Source organism: Brevundimonas sp., from assembly GCF_035998205.1.
In the GTDB taxonomy this organism is placed as follows: Bacteria; Pseudomonadota; Alphaproteobacteria; order Caulobacterales; family Caulobacteraceae; genus Brevundimonas.
This window is the reverse complement of record NZ_DASYHT010000006.1, coordinates 722,107-746,679: the sequence shown is the minus strand read 5'-3', so window position 1 is coordinate 746,679 and position 24,573 is coordinate 722,107. Positions and strand designations below refer to the sequence as shown.

Genomic DNA, 24,573 nt, shown 5'->3' with positions numbered 1-24,573 from the left:
ACTCAGTCCTTTTCCATCGTGCATTGCAGGGGATGCTGGTGACGGCGGGCGGTCTCCACGACCTGGGCGACCTTGGTCTCGGCCACCTCGTAGGTATAGACCCCGCAAACCCCGACACCATGCTGATGCACATGCAGCATGATGCGGGTCGCGTCCTCGCGGCTCTTCTGGAAGAACCGCTCCAGCACATAGACGACGAATTCCATCGGCGTGTAGTCGTCGTTCAGGATGAGCACCCGATACAGCGACGGCTTCTGCAGCTTGGGGCGCGTTTCGGTGACCGTTGCGGCGCCGCCGCCGGGCTGTTCACCTGGTCTCCTGTTGGGCATTCGTCGTCCGGTTATCAGGGCAGTCAGGGACTGAGATAGGGAATGATGGCCGGTTTTGAAGCGGCGTCCAGTCACAGGTTCGGGCGTCGTCGTCGCGGCTGCCTGACTGCGCCCGGGCGTGGTATCCGCGCCGCATGAGCAGCGCGCCCCTTCCCGACGCCGGCCGCAACTGGGTCGACGCCCACGCCCCCGAGTCGCTGAAGCCCTGGCTCAAGCTGGGCCGCTTCGACCGGCCGGTGGGCATATGGCTGCTGCTGCTGCCCGGCTGGCAGGGCCTCGCCCTGGCGCTGGCGGCGGATCGTCGCCAGCCGGATCTGTACGACCTCTGGCTGGTCGTCGGCTTTGCGCTGGGGGCCTGCCTGATGCGCGCGGCCGGCTGCGCCTACAACGACATCGTCGACCGCGACATCGATGCGAAGGTGGCGCGCACCGCCGGCCGGCCGATTCCCGCCGGGCGGATCACCGTGAAGCAGGCCTGGGGCTTCGTCGTCGGCTGCTGTCTCGCCGCCTTCCTGATCCTGCTGAGCCTGTCGCCCCTCGCCATTGCCCTCGGCATCGGGTCGCTGGGGCTGGTGGCCGCCTATCCGTTCATGAAGCGCATCACCTGGTGGCCCCAGGCCTGGCTGGGCCTGACCTTCAACTGGGGGGCGCTGATGGGCTTCGCCGCGGCCGGAGGCGATCCCGGGCTCTGGCCCGCCGCCCTGCTGCTCTATGCCGCCGGCGTGTTCTGGACCCTCGGCTACGACACCATCTACGCCCTGCAGGATCTGGAGGACGACGCCCTCGCCGGGGTCAAGTCATCGGCGCGACGGCTGGGCGCCGGCGTACGCCGCGGCGTGGCGCTGTTCTACGCCTTCAGTCTCGCCGCCCTCGCCGCCACGGTCGTGATCGCCGGGCTGGCCCCGCTCGCCTGGGCCGGCGTGGCCGCTGTGGCCGCCCATCTGGCCTGGCAGACGCTGCGGCTGCGCGCGGACGACCCGCGCGGGGCGCTCGCCCTGTTCCGGGCGAATCGCGAGGCCGGGATTTTGTCGCTGATCGCCCTTATGTTGGGGGCGGTATCCCTGTTCTGAGGTCCGGAGTCGCCCATGGCCCCCGCCCCTGCCCGTCCCGTTCGCCCCTGGCGCGCCGCCCTGCTGCTGGGGCTCGGCGTGCTTGCGCTCGCCGGCTGCCAGCGCCGCGAGGAGGAGCCCGCGCCGGCCGCCGAGGCCCCGGCCACGGGGCCGACGGTGACCCCGGCCGACGCCGCGGCGCCGCTGAACTTCGATTCGCGCACCTCCTACGCCGAGGTCGCCCTGCGCCTGCCCGAGGCCGTGGTGCGCCAGCCCGACCTGCACGCCCGCCTCTACGCCGCCGATGTGCGGGACCTGCGCCAGTTCGCGGAAGGCGCCCAGGCTGACCTCAGCGAGTTCGGCGGCGGCGGCATGCGCGGCTACAGCCGCACCATCAGCTGGAGCTCCGGGGCCGAGACCGGCAAGCTGCTGTCGCTCGGCCGCGAGGTCACGGAGTACACGGGCGGGGCCCACGACAGCCTCGCCTACTCGGCCGTGCTCTGGGACAAGGCGCTCAAGGCGGTCCTGCAGCCGTCGGCCCTCTTCCGCGCCGGCGTGAACCTCGACACCCTTGATCAGGCCCTGTGCGCCGCGGTCAACCAGGCCAAGAAGGCGCGCGACGGCGCAATCCCGCCGGTCAGCCTCGACGCCACTGACACCTTCAGCTGCCCGCGGGCGGCGGACACCCCGTTCGTGCTGTCGCCGTCGGACGTGCCAGGCAAGGCGGGCGGCCTGACCTTCCTGATCGCGCCCTACACCGTGGGCCCCTGGGCCGAGGGCAGCTATCAGGTCCAGGTGCCGCAGACGGCGTTCCGTCAGCTCCTGGCCCCGGCCTATGTCGACGAGTTCGCCGGCGCGCCCGTGAAGGCGGCCGGCGAAGGGCGTTGAGACGGGGCTGAGGCGCGTCAGTCGGCCAGGAAGGCGTCGACCGCCTCGGCGAAGCGCGCCGGCTGGTCAGACATGATGAAGTGGCGGCTGTCGTCGATGCGCACCAGCTTGACGTTCGGCAGCGTCGCGTACTCGCGGGCCCACATGGCGTCAGCCATGGCGGCCGGCGCGCCCCCGTCGGCGTCAGCGGCGTAGAGGGCGGTCACCGGCGTGGTCATGGCGGCCAGCTCCGGCCGGGCGTCATTGGTCATGACATCGCGGATGGCCGCGGCGAGGGCCTGACGGTCGCCCGCCGCCGCCCACTCGACCATGGCGACGCGCACGGCGGGATCCCGGGCCAGACCGACGGCGGTCTGGCTCTGACCGGCGCGGAAGGCGGCCTCGGGGGTGGACAGCATGCCGGCCGCGGCCTGCTCGGCGAACGGACGGGCGGCCTCCGCCGTCATCTGGGGCCCGTAGAGCGCCGAGAAGAAGGGCAGGCTGTCGACGCTGAGCAGACGCCCGACGCTGTCCGGATGCGCCTGGGCCAGACGCAGGCCGACGAGGGCCCCCATGGAGTGGCCGATCACCGCCGGACGGACGAGGCCGCGCTCGCGGATGTAGGCGTCCAGCGCCTCGACCACCGGGGCGACGAAGGGCCCGTCGGCGCCGTGGCTCCAGGGTTCGCCGGCGAAGCCCGCCAGCTGGACCATGTGCACCCGGTGGGTGGCGCTCAGACGGGTCGCCTCGGCCCGCCACACCTCCCGCGAGGAGGCGTAGCCCGGGATCAGGATGACGTCGGGCCCGGCTCCGAGCACCTCCACCGAGAGGCGGTCAGAGCGGTAGTCGATCGCCTGCGCCACGGCAGGCGTCGGCGCGGGGGCGGCGAAGGCGTCGACGGCCACCGCCAGCGACGGCAGGCAGGCGGCGAGGCCGATCAGGGCGGCGCGCCAGCGGGCGGCCTTGCGGGCGGCGGCGGCGGAAACCTGGGCGCGCGAGGTCGTACGCGCCTGGAAGGGGGCGTTGAACATGGGAGTCTCCTTGGAAATCGGTTGGGGTGTGGACGCCTGCCTCAGGCGGGCGGGAGGGCGTGGGGGTTCTCGAAGATCTCCTCCACCGGTCGGCCGAACAGGGCGGCGATGCGGTAGGCGAGGTCCAGCGAGGGATCGTGTTTCTCGGTCTCGAGGGCGATGACGGCCTGGCGTGAGACGCCCAGCTGGTCGCCGAGCTCGGCCTGGGTCCAGTTGCGCTCGACCCGCAGCAGTTTCAGACGGTTCTTCATTGGGTCGACCGGATGAAGGGGGTGACGAGGCCGTACAGCCCCCAGAACAGCGGATAGATCATCCAGCCGGCGGCATGCGGGGCGCCGCCGAAGGTCTCGGCGAAGCCCCAGCCGCAGAAGGCGGCCATGGCGAGGCCCGAGGCGACGATGAAGCGCTTGGCGGTGAGGATGCGGACGAACTCGTCGCTCTCGACCATCAGCCGCAGGGTGGCCCAGATCTGGCCCGCGACCGGGGCCGCCACGGCGAGCCCCAGCAGCCAGCCCGCGGGCTTGCCGATGATTTCGTCGAAGGCGCCGTAGATGGCGGCGACATTGACCGCCAGATACCCGCCCATGAAGGCCATGGTGCGGATGACATAGCGGCGGTCGGCGGGTGTGCCGAAGTTGCCGGGAAGGATCGTCATGACAGGTGCTCCTGACTTGGTGTAAGGGCAACATGACATTGGCCGTATGTCATGTCAACCTGACTTTTCGTCAGGATCGCATAACTTTCGGGAAGCAGCTTGCGACCCCGTTGGCGAGGGCTATCCTCGCGACCATGCCCGCCGCCCCGCGCGTCTCGCCTGCCGCCGTTTTCACCACCGAGGAATGGGCCCCGTTCCAGCGGCGACCGGGCGCGATCGGCCTGCTGCTGGTGGCGCACTGCTGGGGCGTCATTGCGCTCTCAATGGCCGCAGCAGTGGTCTGGCCGCTGCTGATCCCGCTGGCGATCGTGATCATCGGCACGCGCCAGCTGGGTCTGGCCATCCTCATGCACGAGGCGGCCCACGGCGCCCTGTCGCGGAACCTGAAGCTCAACGATCTTGTCGGCCACTGGCTGTGCGCCGTCCCGGTCGGGGCGTCGCTGAGCGCCTATCGCCCCTACCACCTCAGCCACCACCGCTTCGCCCAGCAGCCGGAAGACCCGGACAAGGTCTTGTCCGATCCCTTTCCCGTCAGCCCGGCGTCCCTGCGCCGCAAGATGATCCGCGATCTGACCGGCCAGACCTTCTTCAAGCAGCGGGTCCTGCTGCCGCTGGCGGTGCTGCGGCGAGCCCGGGTCGAAGGCGCCAACCACGCCTATGATGCGGCGGTCATCAGCCGCTCGATCGTGGCGTTCCTCGCGGTCAACGCTGGCCTGGCCGTGGTGCTGGCGCTGGCCGGGGCCTGGTGGGCCTTCTGGATCCTGTGGATCCTGCCGATGGCGACCTGGTTCCCGTTCGTCACCCGGCTGCGAAACATCGCCGAGCATGCCTGCGTCGAGGGCTCGGCCGAGGACGCCTTCCGCGCCGCCCGCACCACCCGCGCCAGCTGGTGGGAGCGCGCCTTCATCGCCCCCTACTGGGTCAACTTCCACGCCGAGCACCACCTGTTCATGCACGTGCCCTGCTGGAAGCTGCCGCAGCTCCACCGGCGGCTGCAGCGGAAGCCCGAGGGGGCCCGCATGGAGGTGGCCCCGGGCTATCTGGCGGTGCTGCGGCAGGCCACGCGCGGCTGATCGGCCGCATCGCGCCGCGCGCCCGGGCGGCGTAGGAGCTGCCCATGCGTCCGCCCTCCTCCCTCGGCTCCGGCCGCGCCGTGCCCTCCGGCCGTCTGACGCGCATGCTGCGCTTCGGCGGGATGGCGGCGGGGGTGGCCGGGGCGGCGCTCGGCGAGGGCGCGCGGCAGATGGCCGGCGGCAAGCGCCCATCCCTGTCCGACGTGCTGCTGACCCCGGCGACCGCCCTGCGCGTCACCGACGAGCTGGCCCGGCTGCGCGGCGCGGCCATGAAGATGGGCCAGCTGCTGTCGATGGACGCCGGCGAGATGCTGCCGCCCGAGCTGGCCGAAATCCTCGCCCGGCTGCGCGCCGAGGCCCGCCCCATGCCGCCGGCCCAGCTGGAGGCGGCGCTGAACCGCCGCTGGGGCCGGGACTGGCGCGATCGTCTGGCCCGCTTCGACATGGAGCCCATGGCCGCCGCCTCGATCGGCCAGGTGCACCGGGCCGTGACCCACGAGGGCGAGACCCTGGCGGTCAAGATCCAGTATCCGGGCGTGGCGCGCAGCATCGACGCCGACCTCGACAACGTCACCGCCCTGCTCAACCTGTCCGGCGTCCTGCCGAAGGGGCTGGAGCTCGCCCCGCTGCTGGCCGAGGCCAGGCGCCAGCTGCACGAGGAGGCCGACTACGTCCGCGAGGCCGGGCAGATGAGCGCCTTCGCCGAGCTGCTGGCGGACGATCCGCGCTTCGTCACGCCGCGCCCGCACGCCCCGCTCTTGCGGCCCGACGTTCTGCCGATGACCTGGCTCGAGGGGCGGTCGATCGAGCAGCTGGCGGACGCCCCGCAGGCGACGCGCGACGCGGCGGTCGCGACGCTGCTCGAGCTGACCCTGCGCGAGCTGTTCGTGTTCGGGCGGATGCAGACCGATCCGAACTTCGCCAACTATCTTGCCCTCCCGGACGGATGCATCGGCCTGCTCGACTTCGGGGCGGCGCGCGAGATCGCCGCGGAGACGACCGAAGCCTATCGCGGGCTGCTGCGCGCCGGCCTTTCGGGCGACCGCAGCGCCGCCATCGCGGCGGCCAAGGCGGTGGGATTCTTCGACGACCGGCTGATCGCGCGGCAGGGCGCGGCCGTGGACGACATCTTCGACCTAGCGCTGGAGCCGCTGTCGCGGCCCGGGCCGTTCGACTTCGGCGACCCCGAGGTGGTGCGGCGGCTGCGCGAACGCGGCATGGCCTTCGCCGAGGACCGCGACGTCTGGAAGGCCCCGCCCCCGGCCGTCCTGTTCGTGCAGCGCAAGCTCGGCGGCATGTATCTGCTGGCGGCGCGGCTCAAGGCCCGGGTCGACGTCCGCGCCCTGATGGCCGTCCACGCTTGACGCAGGCCTGTCGCGGCCGCAGTCGGCGGCCATGAGCATCGCCGATCCGCGCGCCTTCATCCTCGCCAACACCCGCCTGACGCCGACTCCGCATGCGCCGGAGATCGTCCTGTGGGTGGCGGACGAAGTGACGCCCCTGTGGCGGCTGACGGAGGAGGAGCTGGGCGAGATGGGCCTGCCGCCGCCGTTCTGGGCCTTCGCCTGGGCCGGGGGCCAGGGGCTGGCGCGCTGGCTGCTGGACCATCCGGAAGAGTCTGCGGGCCGGTCGGTGATCGACTTCGCCGCCGGCTCGGGGCTGGTCGGCATCGCCGCCGCAAAGACCGGCGCCCGCGAGGTGCTGGCGGCCGACATCGATCCCTTCTGCGGCGCAGCCGTGGCGCTCAATGCCGAAGCCAACGGGGTCCGCCTCGCCTTCACCGCCGCAGATCTGCTGGAAGCTCCACCCCCGCCGGTCGAGCTGATCGTCGCCGGCGACGTCTTCTACGAACAGCCCATGGCCGACCGGGTGCTGGCCTGGCTGCAACAGGCGCGGGCGGCGGGGACCCGCGTGCTGGTCGGCGATCCAGGCCGCGCCTATGTGCCGAAGTCGGGCCTGACCCTGCTGGCGGAGTACGAGGTCCCCACCACCCGCGAACTGGAAGACCTGGCCGTCAAGCGCACCCGCGTCTGGGCCCTGGACTGACCGCGCACCTGAAGGTTCATCACAGAGGGCACGGAGAGATCACGAAGGACACGGGGAGGTCGCGCCCTTGGCGCCGCAGGCGCCCCGGAGTCCCGCATGGAGTATGGCGCTACGCGCGCAGTCACGCCGGTCCCGTTGTGACCTCTGTGACTTCTCTTCTCTGTGGACTCCGTGATGAACCTTGAAGGCCTGATGGCCGCAAGGTCAGCCCAGCACGTCGGCGGCGTCGGGGTTGCGGCGGAACCAGGCGATGGCGTAGCTGCAGATCGGGGTGAGCTTCAGCTCGTGGGCGCGGGCGTGCTCGACCAGCGCCGCCATGAACCGGCCCGCCGCGCCGGCGCCGCGCAGGGCCGGATCGGCCTCGACGTGCAGCAGGGCGCGGACGTCGCCGCGGACGGCATAGTCGCAAAACACCGCCCCGCCCTCGAACGGCTGGACGAACCGCTTCGCCTCGGCGAGGTCGACCAGCGGGCCGATGGCGCTCACGCCGGGCGGTCCTGCAGCAGGTTCAGCAGCCCCAGCACGCTCTTCACCGTGAACCAGAGCGACAGCAGGAACAGCAGGGCGAGGAACACGAAGCCGAGCGGAATGCCGATGATCGACAGGAAGCTGAGGATCATCAGGATCCACAGGCCGATCGTCCACCAGAACACCGACCAGAAGAAACGGATCTGCGTGTCCATATGCTGGCGCGGAATGCCCGTGGCCGAGTCGCGGGCGGCGTAGGCGACCAGCAGGCCGACGATCACCAGCAGGTTCGCCGACGGGATCGACAGAATGTAGAGCAGCCAGGCCACCGCCGCCGCGGGCTTGCCGGCGGCCTCGTGGGCCGAGTCGTAGCGCGGCTCGGTCACGGCAGGCTCCATCAGATCAGCAGGGTCATGGGATCGGCGAGGGCGCGGCCGGACTTGAGCCGGATCACCCCGACCACGCCGCGCAGCAGGGTCCACAGGGCGGCGACGAACAGGACGAAGACGCCCAGATTGACCACGATCAGGATGACGCCGGCCACGGCGGCGATGGCCGCGCCCCACAGGGTGCGCTTCTGGAAGACGAAATGGCTGGCGGCCAGCGGATCCGCCGGCGGCTCCCGCCCCATCACCGCCAGGATGCCGACGAGGGCCGAGACGCCGAGGGTAGGCACCGCGAACAGGATCAGGGCGTAGAGGGTGACAGCGCGGATCCCTTCCGGCGTGTCGGCTACCACGTCGCGCGGGCGGGTCGACGGCGCGGCGGCGGGCGCTACGGTCGACGCCGCAGGCGGGACGTAGGCAGCGGTCGGGGCGGGCTCCGGCTGGAGCGGCGGGACGGGCGGAAGCGGCGGCGTTTCGGTCACGGCGGCCGAACGTGGCGCGACGACCGGCGGTTCCGGCGGCAGGGCAGCCGGAGCCGGCGCGGGCGCGCCCTTCAGGTCTTCAGGGCAGGCGAATCCGATCTGGCGATCCAGCGCATCGCAGGGATCCTCCCCACCGGGGGTCTTGCCGTCGGACATGTCAGACGTGGCCATCGGCCCTCCTCACTCAGCCGGACAATGGCGAGCGCGGCCGTTCGGCGCAACTGTCCGCCGGCGCCGTTCAGCGGCCGTAGGCGACCTCGCAGCCGGCGGCGACCGCGCCGGGCAGGCAGCCGGGCTTCTCCACCCGCACCGTGACCCGGCGTACGCGGACGTCCTCGAGGCAGGCGAGGGCCAGCCGCTCGGCGAAGGTCTCGACCAGGCCGATGTGCCCTTCGGCCACCAGCTTCGCCGCCGCCTCGGCCACGGTCTCGTAGTTGACCGTGTCGGCCAGCCGGTCGACCGGGCGCGCCCCCAGCTCCAGCGTCACGTCGAGGACGAGGCGCTGCAGCACGCCCTGCTCATGCGCATGCACGCCGATCCCCGCCTGCACCTCGAGGCCGCGCACGAAGACGCTCAAGCCCTCGCGGCGGGCGGCGGCGGGAACGGGAAAGGGCGCCAGCGGCTCGGGCAGGGACACGGTCACTCCAGAATGTCGGGGGTCTTCCAGGCCAGATGCTGGCCGCCATCGACGGCGATCATCTGGCCCGTGACCATCGGGGCGTCAATCAGCCAGAGCACCGCGTCGGCGATCATCTGCGGCGTGGCGGCGGCCTCAAGCGGCACCGCCTGCGCCTCGGCGGCGAAATCGGCCGCGCTCTGGTGGATCGACTGCAGGGTCGGGCCGGGCCCGACGCCATTGACGCGGATGCCCGGGGCCAGGGCCTGGGCCAGGGTGCGCGTCGCCCACCACAGGCCATTGCGCGACAGGGCGTAGGAGAAGAAGCGCGGGTCCGGCTTGAGGACGCGCTGGTCCAGCAGGTTGACGATGGCCGAGCCCGCCGGGGCCTGGGCCGCAAAGGCCTCGGCCAGCACGATCGGGGCGCGCAGGTTGGTGTCGAGGTGCCGGTCCCAGCTGGCGCGGGTCAGGCCGCCGACGCGATCGTCCTCGAACACCGAGGCGTTGTTGACGAGCACCGACAGCGGGCCCAGCGCCGCGACCGCAGCCGACAGGAGCGCCTGCACCGCGGCCTCGTCGGCGAGGTCCGCCTGCAGCGCCACGGCGCGGCGGCCGAGGGCCTCGATCTCGCCGACCACCTCGCGCGCCGCTTCGGCCGAGCCACCGTAGTGCACGGCGACGTCGAAGCCGGCGCGGGCCAGGGTCAGGGCGATGGCGCGCCCGATGCGCTTGCCGGCGCCGGTGACCAGCGCGGCCTTGCGGGGGCAGGCGTGCGGGCCGCCCCCGGACGCCGGATCAGTCAACCCGGCCGAACTCGAAGAAGTTGACGGCGGCGACGACGGCGACGAAGCCGAGGATGATGTAGAGAGCCAGCATGGAGAACTCCGGAGCGATTGGTCCCCGGATAGTCCGGCCTCGCCCGCTGTTCAAGGCGCGCGACGACGCATAGGGGTGTCGGATCGGCGCCTGCGGGGCGCAGGCGGGAGAGACGGATGAGCTGGCGGCGGCGGATCGAGCCCTTCACCCGACCGCTGTTCTTCGCCTGGTCGCGGCTAAGCCGCGGCATGACCCTGGGCGTGCGCGGACTGGTCGTCGACGGCGAGGGCCGGGTGCTCCTGGTCGAGCACACCTACCTGCCCGGCTGGTGGCTGCCCGGCGGCGGCGTCGACCGGGGCGAGACCACCCACGACGCCGTGATCCGCGAGGTGTGGGAGGAGGCGCGCGTGCGGGTGCTCGACCCGCCCCGGCTGGTCTCGGTCCATTCCAACGAGGCCTTCTTCCCCGGCGACCATGTGCTGCTGTTCCGCATCGACGCGTTCCGCACGGAGCCCTTCGAGCCGGACGGGGAGATCGCCCGCATCGGCTGGTTCTCCCCGGACGCCCTGCCCGAACCGATGAACCGCGCCAGCCGCGACCGCATCCGCGAGGCCCTGGGCGGCGCCCCGCCGACGCCGGAATGGTGAGTCAGTGCACCGCCGTGAAGGCGAAATAGCAGACCTCGGTGGCGCAGCCTTCCATGGTCAGCACCGCGATCAGGGGACGCCCGGCCCCGGGATAGATCGTCATCTGCATCGACTGGCCGTAGCCCCGCCTCTGGTCGAGCACCCGTCCGCTGGCCCGATCGAAGACTGTCATCGACAGCCCCGAACAGTCCTGGTCACAGCCCGCGACGAGGGTCACAGAGGCCGCGGCGCTGGTCAGGTTCTGGGTCCAGGCGGCGCCCTGGCGGAGGTTGTCCTGGGCGACGAAGTAGGAGCGGCTGTAGCTCCGGCCGGCCCATTCGGCCTCCATCCGGTCGAGCGCATGCCGGATGTAGCTGGTCAGCTCCTGACCCCGCGCCCCCGTCGCCGCGGCCAGGGCAGCGCAAAGAAGGACGGCCGCAAGCGTTCTGTGAAGCATGTAGGTCTCCCCCGACCACGGGGATTGAGGGGCCCGGCGGGCGCGATCGTCAAGCTGCACGTCCCGTGGCGCCCCGGAGCGCTGGACGGGACGCGGCGGAGGTCGCACTCATGGGCGCATGACGCTCAGCAACGCCACCGCCTTCGCCGTCGCCGCCGTGATCGTCGGCGGGGCCTTCACCGCCCTGCAGGGGCCGACCAACGCGCGGCTGGCCGGCGCCGTGGCCTCGCCGGTCAATGCGGCGCTGATCTCCTTCGCCGTGGGGACGCTGGTGCTGGCGGCGCTGGCGGCGGTGCTGCGCACGCCCCCGGACATGGAAGCGACGCGCGCCCTGCCCTTCTGGGCCTGGCTGGGCGGGGCCTATGGCGCCGTGTTCGTGGTCGCCGCCGCCTTCGCCGTGCCGCGGCTGGGCGTGGCCTCGACCATCACCCTGATGATCGCTGGCCAGCTGGCGCTCAGCCTGGTGCTGGACCACTTCGGCTGGCTGGGCGTGCCGCGCCAGCCGCTCAGCCTGACCCGGGTCGCCGGCGTGGCGCTGGTGCTGGCCGGGGTGCTGCTGGTGCGGCGGCCGTAATGGTTGAGGGGGCCGTGCCAGCGGCCTGATTCCCCCCTATATCCCGGCGACGATGACGGACGCCCCGCCCCCGGTCCTGACCGCCGCTGACCTGATCCGTGACGAGGCGCGCCGCGCCCCGGACAAGCCCGGCGTCTACCGCATGTACGGCGAGGACGGCGCCTGCCTGTACGTCGGCAAGGCGCGCAGCCTGAAGAAGCGCATCCTGCAGTACGCGCAGGGGCGTTTCCACACCCAGCGCATCGGGCTGATGGTCAGCCTGACCCGGTCGATGGAACTGGTGGTCACGGCCTCGGAGACCGAGGCCCTGCTGCTCGAGTCCAACCTGATCAAGCGGCTCAAGCCGCGGTTCAATGTGGTGCTGCGCGACGACAAGTCGTTCGCCGAGCTGATGATCCGGCGCGACCATCGCGCCCCCCAGGTGCGCAAGCACCGCGGCGCCCACACCCTGGAGGGCGACTACTTCGGCCCCTTCGCCTCGACCTGGGCGGTCAACCGCACGCTCAACACCCTGCAGAAGGCCTTTCTTCTGCGCTCCTGCGCGGACAGCGTCTACGAGAGCCGGACCCGGCCGTGCATGCTGCACCAGATCAAGCGCTGCTCGGCCCCCTGCACCGGCCTGATCTCGCTGGAGGACTATGGCGCGCTGGTCGACGAGGCCAACCAGTTCCTGCGCGGCAAGTCGCGGGCGGTGATCTCGCGCCTGTCGGCCGAGATGCAGCAGGCCTCGGACGACCTCGACTTCGAGCGCGCCGCCCGGGTTCGTGACCGCATCCGCGCCCTGTCGGCCATCACCATGGAGCAGTCGGTCAATCCCGAGACGGTCGAGGAGGCCGACGTCTTCGCCCTGTTCAGCGAGGGCGGCCAGGCCTGCGTCCAGGTGTTCTTCTACCGCGCCGGCCAGAACTGGGGCGGGCGCGCCTACTTCCCCCGCGTCGATCGGGCCGACAGCGACGCGGAGATCCTCGGGGCCTTCCTCGGCCAGTTCTACGAGGACAAGCCCGTGCCGCGGCTGATCCTGTCGAACGTGCGGCCGCACGAGATCGAGCTGCTGGAAGAGGCCTTCTCGATGAAGGCGGACCGCAAGGTCGAGATCGCCCTGCCCCGCCGCGGCGAGAAGGCCGATCTGGTCGGCCACGCCCTGACCAACGCCCGGGAAGCGCTGGGGCGGCGGCTGGCCGAGAGCTCGGCCCAGGGCAAGATCCTCGACGAGGTCTGCGAGGCCTTCGGTCTGGAGGGACGTCCCGAGCGTATCGAGGTCTACGACAACTCGCACATCCAGGGGACCAACGCCGTTGGCGGCATGATCGTCGCCGGACCCGAGGGCTTCCGGAAGACCCAGTACCGCAAGTTCAACATCCGCGGCGACGAGCTCACCCCCGGCGACGACTACGGCATGATGCGCGAGGTGCTGCGCCGCCGCTTCGCCCGACTGGTCAAGGAGGAGGAGGCCGGCGAGGACGTGGAGCGGCCCGATCTGGTGCTGATCGACGGCGGGGCCGGGCAGCTGGCCGAGGCGGTCCAGATCATGAGCGAGCTGGGGGTGCACGATATCCCGGTGGTCGGGGTAGCCAAGGGCCCTGACCGCGACGCCGGGCTGGAGCGCTTCTTCATCCCCGGCAAGCCGCCCTTCATGCTGCCGCTGAAGTCGCCGGCCCTGTACTATCTGCAGCGGCTGCGCGACGAGGCGCACCGCTTCGCCATCGGCGCGCACCGCACGCGCCGCGCCATGGACGTGAAGAAGAACCCGCTCGACGAGATCGAGGGCATCGGCCCGACCCGCAAGAAGGCCCTGCTGCACGCCTTCGGCTCCGCCCGGGGCGTCGGCCGCGCCAGCGTCGCCGACCTGCTCAAGGTGGACGGCGTCAACCAGGCGCTGGCCGAGCGCATCCACGCCTTCTTCCGTCCGGAGACGCGGCGCTAGAGGCGCGGCGAACCCCGATCGGCCGTCAGGCGTTCCCCCCGCGCCCTCCCCTCGCCTATATCTGCACCATGCCCCAGCATTCCCAAGCCGCCCTGCTTGCCGGTTACCGCCGCTTCCGCGAAGAGCACTGGCCCGAGGCCCGCGCCGAGTATGAGGCGCTCGCGGTCGAGGGGCAGAGGCCCCACACCCTGGTCGTGGCCTGCTCCGACAGTCGCGCCGACCCGGCGCTGATCTTCGACACCGCGCCCGGCCAGCTGTTCGTCGTGCGCAATGTCGCCAACCTGGTGCCGCCGTACCAGCCGGACGGCCAGCTGCACGGCGTGTCAGCGGCGCTGGAGTTCGGGGTCAAGGTGCTGGGCGTCCGGCGCATCGTCGTCATGGGCCACGCCCGCTGCGGCGGGGTCAACGCCATGGTCCACGGGGCTCCGTCGAACTGTCAGGACTTCGTCGCCCCCTGGGTGCAGCAGGGCGCGCCCGTGGTGCGCCGCGTCGCCGAGGCCTGCGCGCCCGAGGACGTCGAGCAGCTGACCGAGGAGGCCGTGGTCCGGCTCTCGCTGGACAATCTGCGCACCTTCCCGTGGATCGCCGAGCGTGAGGCCGCCGGAACCCTGGCCCTGAGCGGCATCCACTTCGGCATCGCGGACGGGGTGCTGCGGGTGTTGACCGACAAGCCGCGCTTCGAAACCCTCGACTGAACCGCGGATCGCCTCGCCAGAGGCGGCGAATGATGGCACATCCCGGGCACGGAGCCCTGACCATGACCCGAGCCGCCAACCCGATCCCGAACATCCTGACCAGCATCCGGTTGATCGCCGGGGTGGTGATGTTCCTCATTCTCGCCGGGGCGACCGGCGGGGTGCCGGTGCTGTCGGCCTATCTGAGCCCGGAAGACCAGTTCGGCCTCTACCGCACGGCCTTCTACATCTTCGTCGTGGCGGCCGCGACCGACTGGGTCGACGGCTATCTGGCCCGCCGCTGGAACGCCGAGAGCCGCTGGGGTGCGATCCTCGATCCGATCGCCGACAAGGTGCTGGTGACCGGGGCCATCCTCGGGGTGCTGACCTCCGGGTCGGTGCCGCAGATCGCCATCCCCTGCGGCCTGATCCTGTTCCGCGAGTTCGCCGTCTCGGCCCTGCGCGAGACCATCGCCGGACAGGTGTCCCTGCCGGTCACGACCCTCGCCAAGTGGAAGACCACGCTGCAGCTGGTGGCGCTGGGCGCGCAGCTGTTCGCGCGCAACTGGGACGGGTTCGGGCTTAGCTTCGACCACCTGCCGGCCTTCCAGCTGCTGGCCGACACCCTGATCTGGATGGCCGCCATCGTCACCGTCTGGACCGGCTGGCAGTACTTTACGCGGGCCCGGCGGGAGATGGCCTGACGTCGGCCCCGGCGTCCGCCCTGGCGGTGGCCGGGGTCCAGCGCGCCGCCACCTCCGCCGAGGGCCGGTCGAGGCGCTTCTCCAGCACCACGAACTCGAGGTGGTCGCAAAGGGGAATGCCGAACCGCGGATCGTGCATCGGGAACGGGGCGCGACGCCCGGTCAGGTGATAGCCGCGCCGCTCGTACCACGCGATCAGCTCGACACGACGGGAGATGACGGTCATCTCCATCACCGTTGCCCCCTGCAGCCGGGCCAGCGCCTCCGCCTCGGCGATCAGCCTGCGGCCGAGGCCCGAGGCCTGACGCGCCGGGTCGACGGACAGCATGCCCAGATAGGCGCGGCCCGCGAGGTCGGCGACGTTGACGCAGCCGGCGAGGCCCTGGTCGGTCTCGGCCAGCAGCACTGTCTGACCGGGCATGGCCAGCAGGGCCGCCAGGGACTCGACGTCGGTCCGCTGGCCGCCCAGCAGATCGGCTTCATGGGTCCAGCCGCGTCGGGCGGAGTCCCCGCGATAGGCGCTTTCGATCAGCGCATGGAGGGCCTTGACGTCCTTCGGACCGGCCGGGCGAATTCTTTCGCTCACTCGACTCCAAGTTCCCGGAGCAGGTGGTCCATTTCATAGACCTCCCTCAGCGCCGTGGTGATGGCTTCGGTCGACACGAGGACCGACCGGTTCACATTACGGTCGTACCCGTAAGCATTCCGTTGCGTGAGCACGGTCGAATCGAAATTCGCCCCGATCACCTCGCCGGCGGCGTTGATCGCCGGCGAGCCGGAGGAGCCGCCGATGGTGTCGGTGGAGGCGGTCATGTTGACCACCGCCGTCGGGTCGATGTGGTCGCGGGCGGCGAGGATGCGCGGGGCCACGTCAAACGGCGCCGCCCCGGTGGCCCGGTCCCAGAGGCCGGCGAAGGTGGTGAAGGGGCCGAAGCGCTGGCCCGGCACGTCGGAGCCCTCGATCAGGCCGTAGGTCAGGCGCAGCGAGAAGGTGGCGTCCGGATAGACGCTGTCGCCATAGACGGCGAAGCGGGCCCGGGCCAGGGCCTCCGAGGCGCGATCGGTCGGGGCCTGGATGCGGGCCTCCCAGTCGGCGCGGATGGCGCGGGTCGGCTCCTGGATGGCGAGGGCATACTGGATCATCGGGTCGGTCGAGGCGCGGATGGCCTCCATGCCCCCTTCCCACAGGGCCTGGCGCACGTCCGGGTCGCCGAGGGTCGAGCCCTCGACCAGCCGCGCCGAGAGGATTTCGGGGCTCTCGCGGCCCAGCAGGGCGCGCACGCGCGGATCATCGACGGTCAGCCACTCGCGGGTCTTGGACAGCCACCACTCCAGCCGCTCCTGCTCCAGCGCCGGATAGACCGGACGGCGGGCCAGCAGGGCGTTGCGGGCCGCCCCCAGACGGCTGTCGGAAAACTCCGGCAGGCGCTCGGCCGAAGGCTTCTCGCGCTCCTGGGCGGCGCGGACGAGGGTGCGGGCGTAGCTGAACAGCAGGGAGCCGCCGCCGGCGCGGGCTTCCAGCAGGGCGTAGGCCGGATAGAGCTCGCGCTGGATCGGCTGCACCGCCGCCAGGTCCGCCCACGGGTCACCGACCTCGGCCGCGAGCGCGGCGTCCGCGGCCACCCGGCTGCGGAAGTCGGCCTCGGCTTCGGCGCGCCGGGCCATGAAGGCCGGGTCGATCAGCGCCGCCATGCGGCCGCGGCCGCGCTTGTAGGTGTTCTCCAGCCCGTACAGCGGGTCCATGGCGATGAAGGCGTTGTCCGCGCTTTCGTCACCGAAGCGGATCAGCCGGCCGCGCAGCTCGGAATCCATCAGTTGATCCAGCGGCAGGACCACATCGCGCAGGGTCATCAGCTGGTCCTGGGTCAGCAGGCGCTGGGTCGACCCAGGGTTACCGGTCAGGAACACCGGCGAGCCGGCCTCGGGCGCCTGGGCGTTCCAGCGGAAGAAGTTCGGCGTCTGCGCGGGCGCGCCGTTCTCGTAGACGCGCAGCAGGGCGGCATCGATGGCGAAGCGCGGGAAGGAGAAGTTGTCGAGGTCGCCGCCGAAGGTAGAGGCGCGGTCTTCCGGGGCCCAGGCGAGGCGCACGTCCTCATAGCGGCGGAAGTCGTAGAGCTTGAACTGGCCGCCGCGGTACAGGCTGATCACCTGGCAGCGCCGGGTCGTGTCGCCCGCACAGGCCTCCTGCTCGATCCGCGCCGCCTCGGCGTCACGCGCCCGGGTGAAAGCCTGACCGGTCAGGCCGGCCCCCGCCGCCTGCATGCGTTCGGTGACATCGGTGATGGCCGTCAGCACCTCGGCCACCTGGCCCGGGCACTTGAGCTCCTCCTCGCGGGTGCGCGGCAGGAAGCCGGTGCGGGCGTAGCTGGTCTGGGGCGTCGACAGGGCGGCCACACAGGAGGCGACGCAGTGCTGGTTGGTCAGCACCAGTCCCTCGCCCGACACGAAGCCGGCCGAGCAGCCGGCGAGACGCACGGAGGCCAGGCGGACGCGGTCGAGCCAGCCCTGGTCGATGTTGGTCCCCAGCGTGGCGTTGGCGCGCGCGATGGGGAAGTTGTCGAAGGTCCACATCCCCTCCTCCGCCGTGGCGGGCGTGGCGGCCAGGCCGGCGAAGGCGGCGAGCGAGGCGCCGGCGAGAAGGGCGAGCAGGGGACGCGACATGGGAGCACTCCGGGACGGTCTGTCTTTGAGGGCGGACGCTAGGCCAAGCCGCGGCAAGAGGCGAGAGGCAGGACGCCGCCCCCTCGCAAAGCGCGGCCACGGCGCCCATACTGTGCGCTGCAGCGACGGGGGACAGCATGGCGGAACCGACAGGCGGACTGGGGCTCGGCCATGCCGCCGCCCTGCTGGCGGCGGCGGTGGTGGCGGTGCCCCTGTTCCGGCGCTTCGGACTCGGCTCGGTGCTGGGCTACCTCGCCGCCGGCATGGTGATCGGCCCCTTCGGCGTCGCCCTGTTCCGGGAACCCGAAACGATTCTGCACGTGGCCGAGTTCGGGGTTGTCATCTTCCTCTTCATCATCGGACTCGAGATGCGGCCCAGCCGGCTATGGAGCCTGCGCCGGGAAATCTTCGGACTCGGCGCGGCCCAGGTCGCGGCCTGTGGGGCCTTGCTCACCGCCGTGGGCCTCGCCGCGGGCCTAGGTCTCGCGGTGGCCTTCATTGCCGCCATGGGCTTCGTCCTGTCGTCGACCGCCGTGATCATGCAGATGCTCGACGAGCGCGGCGAGATGGGCACCGCCAAGGGGCAGCGCGGCGTGTCCATCCTTCTGATGGAGGACCTGTCGATCGTCCCGCTGCTGGCGATCGTCGCCATCATCGCCTCGGCGACGGGTGTGGCCAGCGAAGGCGCGCCGCTTTGGCAGACGGTGATGCTGGCCCTGGGGGCGATCATCGCCGTGTTCGTCGCCGGCCGTTATGTGATGAACCCTATGTTCCGCATCCTGGCGCGCTACGGCGGGCGCGAGGTCATGACCGCCGGCGCCCTGCTGGTCGTGGTCGGCGCGGCCTGGCTGATGTCCGAAGGCGGACTGTCGATGGCGATGGGCGCCTTCCTCGCCGGGGTGCTGCTGTCGGAAAGCACCTTCCGCCACCAGCTGGAGGCCGACGTGGAACCGTTCCGCGCCATCCTCCTGGGGCTGTTCTTCCTCAGCGTGGGCATGTCGCTGGACCTCGCCGTGGTGGTGGCCGACTGGAGGCTGGTCATCGGCGGCGTGATCGCCTTCATGGCGGTCAAGGCCGTGGCCATCTACGGCATCGCCCGCCTGTTCCGGGCGACCGAGCGGGAGGCGGTGGAGCGCGCCGTGCTGTTCGCCCAGGGCGGCGAGTTCGCCTTCGTCCTCTATGGCGCCGCCCTGACCGCGGGGGTGTTCGACACCCGCATCAGCGCGGCCATGACGGCGATTGTGATCCTGTCGATGATGCTGACGCCGGTCACCTCCCTGCTGCTGGCGCGCTTCATGCCGGCGAAGACCTTGTCCGCGGAGGGGGCCGAGGGTGTCGACGCCGCCCATGACCTGAGGGAGCGGGTCCTGATCATCGGCTTCGGGCGTTTCGCGCAGGTCGTCTCCCAGCCCCTGCTGGCGCGCGACGTCGATGTCTCGATCATCGACAATGACGTCGAGATGATCCAGGCGGCCGGCAACTTCGGTTTCAAGGTCTATTTCGGCGACGGCAGCCGGCTCGATGTCCTGCGGGCGTCCGGCGCGGGCGAGGCGGAGACGATACTGGTGTGTGTCGACCAGCCCGAAGTGGCGGACCGTATCGTCGAACTGGTCAAGTCCGAGTTCCCCCTGACCAAGCTGTTCGTGCGCGCCTACGATCGCGGCCACTCGATGCGACTGATCGAGGCGGGCGTCGAGTATCAGATCCGCGAGACCTTCGAGTCGGCGCTGACCTTCGCCGAGCATGTGCTTGAGGACCTCGGTTTCAACGGCGAGCAGATCCGCGAAACCCTCGAGGACGTCCGCCGCCGGGACGAGGAGCGGCTGGCGCTGCAGCTCGCCGGAGGCATCACCGCCGGCCGCAACCTGATGCGCGGCAATGCGGTGACCCCGCAGCCGGCGCCCTACGTCAAGCCACGCCGCGAAGGCGTGGCGCTGAACGAGGAGGCGGCGGAGGCGCTGCAGGAACGGGAGTCGTCGCCGTCCTGAACGGCCGGCGACGACTCCCGACGAGACGTCAGCCCTGCGCTTCGGCGAGGGCCACGCGGGCCTGCAGCTTCTGGTCCGCCGACAGGGCCGTGGAGATCTCGTTGAAGCGCTCGACCGACAGGCCGGAGCCCTGGATCACGGCGACCATCTCCGCCTGCTGCTCGGTCGAGGGCGCCCCCCCGGCGGCCATGGCGATCTCACGCACCCGGGCGTAGGCCGGGGCGAACATGCCGAGCTCGGCGTCGGTCACGCCCGCGGCGACCGAACCGGCCGGCGAGTCGGGCGCGGCGGCGACGGCGACCCGCGCCTGCAGCACGGCATCAGCCGAAATACGGGTCGACAGACTGTTGAACTGGTCGATGGTCAGGCCGGCGTCGGTGATCGCCGAGGCCATGGCGGCCTGCTGCTCGGTCGTCGGCTGACCGCCCTGAACCCCGGCCATGACGCTGCGCACCGCGGTCATGGCGGCGGCGAAGGCGGCGAGGTCGGCGTCGCTCACGGCCTCCGCCGCAGGCGCGGGGGCGTCTTGCGACAGGGCCAGAACCGGCGTCTGGGCGGCGAAAAGGGCAACGGCGGAAACCGCGGCGAGGAGGGGGAAGCGCATGGGCTCTCCTTCTGGGTCGCGTTCACATCCGGCGACAGCCGGTCGCTCACAGGCGGGGCCTGTGTGTCCCCGAAGCAGCGAAAATGAACAGAAACAATGACATTGGGGAGGGCGGAAGCCTAACCCCTGCGTCCAGCCGGAGCAAATCGCCCGACTGCACGGTGCCGGAACGCCCGCCGGCGCTCCCTGTTCCCCGCCTCACACGCGCCTAGTTGAGGCTCTCAGGCTCCGGCGGCAGGGCCGGCAGCGGCGCGCACGGCACGCCGTCCTCGCGCAGGGCGCGGACCTCGTCCGGCGTCGCCTCGCCGTAGATCTCGCGCTTCTCCGAGCGGCCCTCGTGGATCGCCCTCGCCTCGCGGGCGAAGGCGTCGCCGACATAGTCGAAGTTGGCCTCGACGTGGCTGCGCATCTCGCGCACGGCCTGCATCATCATCTGACGCATACGCCCGGCGGCCTCGGGATCGACGGCGGTGCGCTTCGTGCCAGCGACCGCGGGGGCCATGATCTGCTTGCTTACGGCGCACGACCCGCACACCGGACACTCGACCAGCCCGCGCGCCGCCTGATCGTCATAGTCGGATGACGATGAGAACCAGGCCTCGAAGCCATGGTCATGCTCACACTGCAGGGCGTAGCGGATCATCGCGGCGGCTGGAAATCGCGGTCGTGACTGAGGCTGGGAATGGCGGCGCGGGCGCGTCCCACGGCGCTCATATCCAGATCGGCCAGCAGGACGCCAGTCGCATCGTCGTCGCGGCGGGCGATGATCTCGCCCCAGGGATCGATCACCAGCGAATGGCCCCAGGTCGCCCGGCCGTCCTCGTGCAGCCCGCCCTGGGCGGGGGCGAGCACAAAAGCGCCCGTCTCGATGGCGCGGGCCCGCAGCAGGGTCTCCCAGTGCGCCCGCCCGGTCGGCACGGTGAAGGCGGCCGGAACCGTGATGATCTCCGCCCCGGCGCGGGCGAGGGCCCGGAACAGCTGCGGGAAGCGCAGGTCGTAGCAGATGGACAGGCCCAGCCGCCCGAACGGCGTCTCCGCCACCTCCGCCGCCTCGCCCGGACGGACCGAGGCGCTTTCGCGATAGGATTCACCGCCGGGCAGGTCGACGTCGAAGACGTGCAGCTTGTCATAGCGGGCCACCGTCTGTCCCGAGGGATCGATCAGCAGACTGCGGTTGGCGGCGCGGTCGTCATCGTCCCGCCCGGTGCGCACCATGGCCGACCCGATCAGCAGCCAGATATCCAGCTCGGCGGCCAGCGCCGACAGGCCGGCGACCACCGGATCGGACGTCTCGTCCGCCAGATGGGCGTCGCGCGCGTCGCGGCGGCGCTGCATCATGTTCGAGGCCTCGGGCGTCAGGACGAAGCGCGCCCCGCCCGCCGCCGCCTCGCGGACCAGCGGGACCAGATGGTCCAGCGCCGCCTCGGGCGTGGCCGGGCTGCGGGCCTGAACGAGACCGACGCGCACCGTCGTCGCCGTCATGCTCAGGCCGCCAGCAGCGGGTCGAGCCCGCCCCGGGCGTCCAGCGCCACCAGGTCGTCGCAGCCGCCGATATGGCGGCCGTCGATGAAGATCTGCGGGAAGGTGTTGCGGCCCGAGCGCTCGACCATCTCGGCGCGCTTCTCGGGATCGTTGGAGGCGACGATCTCCTGATAGTCCGCACCCTTGGACTTCAGCAGCATGCCGGCCCGCAGGCAGTAGGGGCAGCCGGGCTTGGTGTACATGACGATCTCGGCCAACGCGTGGGTCTCCGTGAAGGACTGGTGACAGCTACATAGGCAAGGTTCGCGCCGTTCGCACCCGCGCGACCACCGCCAGATCGACGGCGCGGGCCCCGGCAGCCAGCAGGGCCGCGGTGCAGGCCTCGGCCGTCGCGCCGGTGGTCAGCACGTCATCGACCAGAAGGATGCGCCGCCCGCGCACCTGCTGCGCTCCGGCGGGCGTGACGTGGAAGGCCTTGCGCACATTCAGCCGGCGTCCCCGCGCGCTCTTGCCGCCCTGACTGTCGGTGGCGCGGGTGCGTTGCAGGGCGTCGGGCAGATAGGCCCGCCCGGCCAGCCGGGCCAGCGGCCGGGCGATCTCGGCCGCCTGGTTGGCGCGCCGCGACAGCAGCCTGAAAGCGTGCAGGGGCGTCGGGACGATCGCGTCCGCCTCCTCCAGAAGCTCCGCCGCCGACCGGGCGATCCAGCGCGCGAACAGGGGCGCGAAGACCTGCTGGTCCGCGTGCTTGAGCTGCAGGATCGCATCGCGCGAGGCCTCGTCATAGACGCAGGCGGCGCGTGCCCGCGCGAAGGCGTAGGGCTTCGCCACGCAGGCGGCGCAGCGATCGCCCCCGAGCGGTCCCGCCTCGGCGGGCATCCCCGCGCCGCAGCCATCGCACACCGGCGCCTCGAGAAAGGTGATGCGACTGAAGGCGGCGACGTCGAGCCCGGCCGATCCGGCCGGCGCGCCGGTGTGCGTCACCGGCGGCAGCAAGAGATCCAGCGCAGACCGGACCGCGCCCGCCAGACGCGGGCCGGGTTCCCAAAACGCCCGGGCGCCCCCACCTTGGTCGCGCATGCCCGTCGCCGCCTCTCCTCCGCCGATCCTGTTCGACGCCCGCCGTCGCGCCGCGCGCCTGTCCCGCGCCCGCCTCGACCGCGCCGACTTCCTGCACCGCCGCGCCGCCGAGGACGCGGTGGACAGTCTTGAAGTCATCCTGCGCCCCTTCGCGGCGATCGTCGACACTTCCGCCCTGCCCGGCGCGTTCGCCGAGGCCTTCCGCGCCCGGCCGGAACTTGCGGCGCGGACCGGCCCCGTGATCCCGCTGCCGACCGGGGCCGACCCCGGGGCGCAACCCCTGCCGCTGGAGCCGGAGTCGCAGGACCTGGTGGTGTCCCTGTTCAGTCTGCACTGGGCCAATGATCTGCCCGGCGCCCTGGCCCACATCCGCCACGTCCTCAGGCCGGACGGCCTGTTCCTCGGGGCCCTGTTCGGGGCCGGCACCCTGAAGGAGCTGCGCGGCGTCCTGACCGAAGCCGAGCTGGAGGAACGTGGCGGCGCCCAGGCGCGTATCTCCCCCTTCGCCGACGGCTATGACGGGGCGGGCCTGCTCCAGCGCGCCGGCTTCGCCCTGCCCGTTTCAGACGTCGACCGGGTGACCGTGCTCTACCCCGACCTTCTGGCCCTGATCCGCGACCTGCGGGCCATGGGCGAGACCAGCGCCCTGGCCGGGACCGGGCGACCGCTGACACGGACGATCGTGGCCAGGGCTGCCCAGCTCTATGCCGAGCGCCATGGTCAGGCGGACGGGCGCATCCCGGCGACGTTCGAGATCATCCGGCTGGCCGGGTGGGCTCCGCACGAGAGCCAGCCGAAGGCGGCGCGGCGCGGCTCGGCGAAGGTGCGGCTGGCGGACGCGCTCGGGGTCAGGGAAATCAAGGCGGGCCCGGACGACTCCGTCAGCTGAGCGCCTGACCGATCGTCGTCATGGTGCGCACGATCAGGCCAGAGGCGTTGCCGCCCAGCGCCTGCCAGCCGGCGAGGCAGACGACGAACATCAGGGCCGCGATCAGGCCGTACTCCAGCGCCGTGGCGCCCCGATCGTCGCGCCGGAAGCGCGACAGCGTGCGGATCATGTCGCCTCCCTCGGGCCGGCGCGGTCAGAGCAGGTCGCAGAGCCAGGCGACCAGGGGTTCATCCGCCGGCGGCATCGGATACTCGCGCATCCTCCGCGGTTCGATCCAGGCCAGCGCCGCGTGCTCGCGTCGCTCCACCCGGCCGGACCAGCGCCGACAGAGATACAGTGGCATGAGCAGGTGAAAGGATTCGTAAGCGTGACTGGTGAACACGAAGGGGGCGAGGCAGCTCTCGCTCACCTCGATGCCTAGCTCCTCGCGCAATTCGCGGATCAGCGCCGCCTCGGGCCGCTCGCCCGGCTCGACCTTGCCGCCGGGAAACTCCCATAGCCCGGCCAGGGCCTTGCCCTCCGGCCGCTGCGCGATCAGCACCCGGCCGTCCGCGTCCACCAGGGCGACGGCGACAACGAGAACGGTGGGGACAGCCGTCTGGGCAGACTGCTCAGTCATGCGGTCTTGCGCATCCAGGCCGCGGACGCCGGATCCCGGTCGATGACACGGGCCACAGCCACGAGAACGCGCTCGCCCTCACGGTCGCGGGCCTCAACCACGACCTCGTCACCCGGCTCGAAGGCCCACGCCTCATCGTCGGGGATGGAGCCCTCAAGCAGGCGGAAGACGTTTTCGCTCAGGGACTCGGCGGCCACCGGACGCCAGACGTCGACTGGCTCGTTGACCAGCCTGACGTAGACCGTATCTGCCTCAATAGATGAAGCCATCGCCACCGACATGGATAACCTCCCCGGAGGTGTCGTCGATGACGACGGAACGTCCGGTTACAGGATGAACATAGCGCGTCGCCGCCCCGCCTGTCTCGCGATTGACGGCGGGGTGAGCCGCGCCCCGCAGTCTCGCTTCGGCGATCGCTTCCGCCGACCAGCCCCGCACGGCCATCTGCCGCCTGAGCTTGTCCGGCGGCTTCATCG

At 71.5% G+C, this 24,573-nt stretch carries 34 protein-coding genes; 12 read left to right on the top strand and 22 right to left on the bottom strand.

Annotated features, from left to right (window positions below; all coding sequences use genetic code 11):
• Positions 1 to 2 precede the first annotated feature (2 nt).
• Positions 3 to 329 carry an ATP-dependent Clp protease adapter ClpS gene (gene clpS, locus VGN74_RS13750; RefSeq protein ID WP_327449151.1) on the bottom strand — a complete coding sequence of 109 codons (327 nt, stop codon included), beginning with the start codon at positions 327 to 329 and terminating at the stop codon, positions 3 to 5.
• A 134-nt stretch (positions 330 to 463) separates the two neighbouring features.
• On the opposite strand from clpS, the gene ubiA reads away from it, so the two are divergent.
• Together ubiA and VGN74_RS13740 are read left to right on the top strand one after the other, a co-directional pair.
• The gene (gene ubiA, locus VGN74_RS13745) at positions 464 to 1,399 is read left to right on the top strand and encodes a 4-hydroxybenzoate octaprenyltransferase (protein ID WP_327449149.1); all 936 of its coding nucleotides are present in this window, start codon (positions 464 to 466) and stop codon (positions 1,397 to 1,399) included.
• A gap of 15 nt (positions 1,400 to 1,414) precedes the next feature.
• A complete protein-coding gene (locus tag VGN74_RS13740) occupies positions 1,415 to 2,266 on the top strand; it encodes an RsiV family protein (RefSeq protein ID WP_327449146.1) in 852 nt (283 codons plus the stop codon).
• Positions 2,267 to 2,283: 17 nt separating this feature from the next.
• On the opposite strand, the gene VGN74_RS13735 is transcribed toward VGN74_RS13740, so the two are convergent.
• From VGN74_RS13735 to VGN74_RS13725, 3 genes are read right to left on the bottom strand one after another with little or no spacing between them, the layout of a single operon-like run.
• Positions 2,284 to 3,276, bottom strand: a complete 993-nt coding sequence (locus tag VGN74_RS13735) for an alpha/beta hydrolase (protein WP_327449144.1) — start codon at positions 3,274 to 3,276, stop codon at positions 2,284 to 2,286.
• A gap of 41 nt (positions 3,277 to 3,317) precedes the next feature.
• Positions 3,318 to 3,527 carry a helix-turn-helix transcriptional regulator gene (locus tag VGN74_RS13730; protein WP_327449142.1) on the bottom strand — a complete coding sequence of 70 codons (210 nt, stop codon included), beginning with the start codon at positions 3,525 to 3,527 and terminating at the stop codon, positions 3,318 to 3,320.
• Positions 3,524 to 3,931 carry a hypothetical protein gene (locus VGN74_RS13725; RefSeq protein WP_327449140.1) on the bottom strand — a complete coding sequence of 136 codons (408 nt, stop codon included), beginning with the start codon at positions 3,929 to 3,931 and terminating at the stop codon, positions 3,524 to 3,526. The genes VGN74_RS13730 and VGN74_RS13725 overlap by 4 nt, the downstream gene beginning before the upstream one ends.
• Before the next feature lie 134 nt (positions 3,932 to 4,065).
• Between VGN74_RS13725 and VGN74_RS13720 the strand changes: the two genes are divergently transcribed.
• From VGN74_RS13720 to VGN74_RS13710, 3 genes are read left to right on the top strand one after another with little or no spacing between them, the layout of a single operon-like run.
• Positions 4,066 to 5,004, top strand: a complete 939-nt coding sequence (locus VGN74_RS13720) for a fatty acid desaturase family protein (protein ID WP_327449138.1) — start codon at positions 4,066 to 4,068, stop codon at positions 5,002 to 5,004.
• Between the two features lie 44 nt (positions 5,005 to 5,048).
• Positions 5,049 to 6,368 (top strand): AarF/ABC1/UbiB kinase family protein, encoded by a 1,320-nt coding sequence (locus VGN74_RS13715; protein ID WP_327449136.1) that lies wholly within the window; start codon positions 5,049 to 5,051, stop codon positions 6,366 to 6,368.
• A gap of 31 nt (positions 6,369 to 6,399) precedes the next feature.
• Positions 6,400 to 7,050, top strand: a complete 651-nt coding sequence (locus VGN74_RS13710) for a methyltransferase (RefSeq protein WP_327449134.1) — start codon at positions 6,400 to 6,402, stop codon at positions 7,048 to 7,050.
• A gap of 204 nt (positions 7,051 to 7,254) precedes the next feature.
• Here VGN74_RS13710 and VGN74_RS13705 read toward each other — a convergent pair whose 3' ends face one another.
• The 6 genes from VGN74_RS13705 to VGN74_RS13680 all read right to left on the bottom strand — a co-directional run bounded on the left by VGN74_RS13705 (position 7,255) and on the right by VGN74_RS13680 (position 9,932).
• The gene (locus VGN74_RS13705) at positions 7,255 to 7,536 is read right to left on the bottom strand and encodes a GNAT family N-acetyltransferase (protein WP_414643568.1); all 282 of its coding nucleotides are present in this window, start codon (positions 7,534 to 7,536) and stop codon (positions 7,255 to 7,257) included.
• The gene (locus VGN74_RS13700) at positions 7,533 to 7,904 is read right to left on the bottom strand and encodes a hypothetical protein (protein WP_327449132.1); all 372 of its coding nucleotides are present in this window, start codon (positions 7,902 to 7,904) and stop codon (positions 7,533 to 7,535) included. The genes VGN74_RS13705 and VGN74_RS13700 overlap by 4 nt, the downstream gene beginning before the upstream one ends.
• Positions 7,905 to 7,915: 11 nt before the next feature.
• Positions 7,916 to 8,557, bottom strand: a complete 642-nt coding sequence (locus tag VGN74_RS13695; RefSeq protein WP_327449130.1) for a hypothetical protein — start codon at positions 8,555 to 8,557, stop codon at positions 7,916 to 7,918.
• A gap of 67 nt (positions 8,558 to 8,624) precedes the next feature.
• The gene (folB, locus tag VGN74_RS13690) at positions 8,625 to 9,017 is read right to left on the bottom strand and encodes a dihydroneopterin aldolase (protein WP_327449511.1); all 393 of its coding nucleotides are present in this window, start codon (positions 9,015 to 9,017) and stop codon (positions 8,625 to 8,627) included.
• An 8-nt stretch (positions 9,018 to 9,025) separates the two neighbouring features.
• On the bottom strand, positions 9,026 to 9,805 hold the full coding sequence (locus tag VGN74_RS13685) for an SDR family oxidoreductase (RefSeq protein ID WP_327449128.1): 780 nt from the start codon (positions 9,803 to 9,805) through the stop codon (positions 9,026 to 9,028).
• On the bottom strand, positions 9,798 to 9,932 hold the full coding sequence (locus VGN74_RS13680) for a hypothetical protein (protein WP_327449126.1): 135 nt from the start codon (positions 9,930 to 9,932) through the stop codon (positions 9,798 to 9,800). The genes VGN74_RS13685 and VGN74_RS13680 overlap by 8 nt, the downstream gene beginning before the upstream one ends.
• A gap of 62 nt (positions 9,933 to 9,994) precedes the next feature.
• On the opposite strand from VGN74_RS13680, the gene VGN74_RS13675 reads away from it, so the two are divergent.
• Positions 9,995 to 10,465 (top strand): NUDIX domain-containing protein, encoded by a 471-nt coding sequence (locus tag VGN74_RS13675; RefSeq protein ID WP_327449124.1) that lies wholly within the window; start codon positions 9,995 to 9,997, stop codon positions 10,463 to 10,465.
• A gap of 1 nt (position 10,466) precedes the next feature.
• Here VGN74_RS13675 and VGN74_RS13670 read toward each other — a convergent pair whose 3' ends face one another.
• Positions 10,467 to 10,901, bottom strand: coding sequence for a hypothetical protein (locus tag VGN74_RS13670; protein ID WP_327449122.1), 435 nt, complete (start codon positions 10,899 to 10,901; stop codon positions 10,467 to 10,469).
• A 118-nt stretch (positions 10,902 to 11,019) separates the two neighbouring features.
• On the opposite strand from VGN74_RS13670, the gene VGN74_RS13665 reads away from it, so the two are divergent.
• The 4 genes from VGN74_RS13665 to pgsA all read left to right on the top strand — a co-directional run bounded on the left by VGN74_RS13665 (position 11,020) and on the right by pgsA (position 14,777).
• Positions 11,020 to 11,475 (top strand): DMT family transporter, encoded by a 456-nt coding sequence (locus tag VGN74_RS13665; protein WP_327449120.1) that lies wholly within the window; start codon positions 11,020 to 11,022, stop codon positions 11,473 to 11,475.
• Positions 11,476 to 11,527: 52 nt separating this feature from the next.
• Positions 11,528 to 13,399, top strand: a complete 1,872-nt coding sequence (uvrC, locus tag VGN74_RS13660; protein ID WP_327449118.1) for an excinuclease ABC subunit UvrC — start codon at positions 11,528 to 11,530, stop codon at positions 13,397 to 13,399.
• Between the two features lie 68 nt (positions 13,400 to 13,467).
• The gene (locus VGN74_RS13655; RefSeq protein WP_327449116.1) at positions 13,468 to 14,094 is read left to right on the top strand and encodes a carbonic anhydrase; all 627 of its coding nucleotides are present in this window, start codon (positions 13,468 to 13,470) and stop codon (positions 14,092 to 14,094) included.
• Between the two features lie 62 nt (positions 14,095 to 14,156).
• Entirely contained in the window at positions 14,157 to 14,777 is a 621-nt protein-coding gene (gene pgsA, locus VGN74_RS13650) for a CDP-diacylglycerol--glycerol-3-phosphate 3-phosphatidyltransferase (RefSeq protein WP_327449114.1), read from the top strand.
• Here the strand turns inward: pgsA and VGN74_RS13645 are convergent.
• On the bottom strand, positions 14,749 to 15,363 hold the full coding sequence (locus VGN74_RS13645) for a GNAT family N-acetyltransferase (protein ID WP_327449112.1): 615 nt from the start codon (positions 15,361 to 15,363) through the stop codon (positions 14,749 to 14,751). The genes pgsA and VGN74_RS13645 overlap by 29 nt on opposite strands.
• Positions 15,360 to 17,438: a S46 family peptidase gene (locus tag VGN74_RS13640; protein ID WP_327449110.1), complete on the bottom strand. Its 2,079-nt coding sequence runs from the start codon at positions 17,436 to 17,438 to the stop codon at positions 15,360 to 15,362. Before VGN74_RS13640 ends, VGN74_RS13645 begins: the two co-directional genes overlap by 4 nt.
• A 137-nt stretch (positions 17,439 to 17,575) precedes the next feature.
• On the opposite strand from VGN74_RS13640, the gene VGN74_RS13635 reads away from it, so the two are divergent.
• Positions 17,576 to 19,426 (top strand): monovalent cation:proton antiporter-2 (CPA2) family protein, encoded by a 1,851-nt coding sequence (locus VGN74_RS13635; protein WP_327449108.1) that lies wholly within the window; start codon positions 17,576 to 17,578, stop codon positions 19,424 to 19,426.
• A gap of 28 nt (positions 19,427 to 19,454) precedes the next feature.
• Here VGN74_RS13635 and VGN74_RS13630 read toward each other — a convergent pair whose 3' ends face one another.
• The 5 genes from VGN74_RS13630 to VGN74_RS13610 form a co-directional block, all read right to left on the bottom strand.
• On the bottom strand, positions 19,455 to 20,030 hold the full coding sequence (locus VGN74_RS13630) for a DUF4168 domain-containing protein (protein ID WP_327449106.1): 576 nt from the start codon (positions 20,028 to 20,030) through the stop codon (positions 19,455 to 19,457).
• 208 nt (positions 20,031 to 20,238) lie between these two features.
• Entirely contained in the window at positions 20,239 to 20,673 is a 435-nt protein-coding gene (locus VGN74_RS13625) for a DUF1178 family protein (RefSeq protein ID WP_327449104.1), read from the bottom strand.
• Complete coding sequence (locus tag VGN74_RS13620) at positions 20,670 to 21,512, bottom strand: carbon-nitrogen hydrolase family protein (protein ID WP_327449102.1); 843 nt, start codon at positions 21,510 to 21,512, stop codon at positions 20,670 to 20,672. The genes VGN74_RS13625 and VGN74_RS13620 overlap by 4 nt, the downstream gene beginning before the upstream one ends.
• 2 nt (positions 21,513 to 21,514) lie before the next feature.
• Positions 21,515 to 21,769, bottom strand: coding sequence for a glutaredoxin 3 (gene grxC / locus VGN74_RS13615; protein ID WP_327449100.1), 255 nt, complete (start codon positions 21,767 to 21,769; stop codon positions 21,515 to 21,517).
• A 31-nt stretch (positions 21,770 to 21,800) separates the two neighbouring features.
• Complete coding sequence (locus tag VGN74_RS13610) at positions 21,801 to 22,589, bottom strand: ComF family protein (protein ID WP_327449098.1); 789 nt, start codon at positions 22,587 to 22,589, stop codon at positions 21,801 to 21,803.
• On the opposite strand from VGN74_RS13610, the gene VGN74_RS13605 reads away from it, so the two are divergent.
• Entirely contained in the window at positions 22,588 to 23,478 is an 891-nt protein-coding gene (locus tag VGN74_RS13605) for a methyltransferase domain-containing protein (RefSeq protein WP_327449096.1), read from the top strand. The two genes, VGN74_RS13610 and VGN74_RS13605, sit on opposite strands and share 2 nt — an antisense overlap.
• Here VGN74_RS13605 and VGN74_RS13600 read toward each other — a convergent pair.
• The 4 genes from VGN74_RS13600 to VGN74_RS13585 are packed head-to-tail and all read right to left on the bottom strand — an operon-like array spanning position 23,471 to position 24,571.
• Positions 23,471 to 23,647 (bottom strand): Flp family type IVb pilin, encoded by a 177-nt coding sequence (locus tag VGN74_RS13600; RefSeq protein ID WP_327449094.1) that lies wholly within the window; start codon positions 23,645 to 23,647, stop codon positions 23,471 to 23,473. The genes VGN74_RS13605 and VGN74_RS13600 overlap by 8 nt on opposite strands.
• A gap of 24 nt (positions 23,648 to 23,671) precedes the next feature.
• The gene (locus VGN74_RS13595) at positions 23,672 to 24,097 is read right to left on the bottom strand and encodes a (deoxy)nucleoside triphosphate pyrophosphohydrolase (protein WP_327449092.1); all 426 of its coding nucleotides are present in this window, start codon (positions 24,095 to 24,097) and stop codon (positions 23,672 to 23,674) included.
• Entirely contained in the window at positions 24,094 to 24,366 is a 273-nt protein-coding gene (locus VGN74_RS13590) for a hypothetical protein (protein ID WP_327449090.1), read from the bottom strand. Before VGN74_RS13590 ends, VGN74_RS13595 begins: the two co-directional genes overlap by 4 nt.
• On the bottom strand, positions 24,350 to 24,571 hold the full coding sequence (locus tag VGN74_RS13585) for a hypothetical protein (protein ID WP_327449088.1): 222 nt from the start codon (positions 24,569 to 24,571) through the stop codon (positions 24,350 to 24,352). Before VGN74_RS13585 ends, VGN74_RS13590 begins: the two co-directional genes overlap by 17 nt.
• Between the last annotated feature and the right edge of the window lie 2 nt (positions 24,572 to 24,573).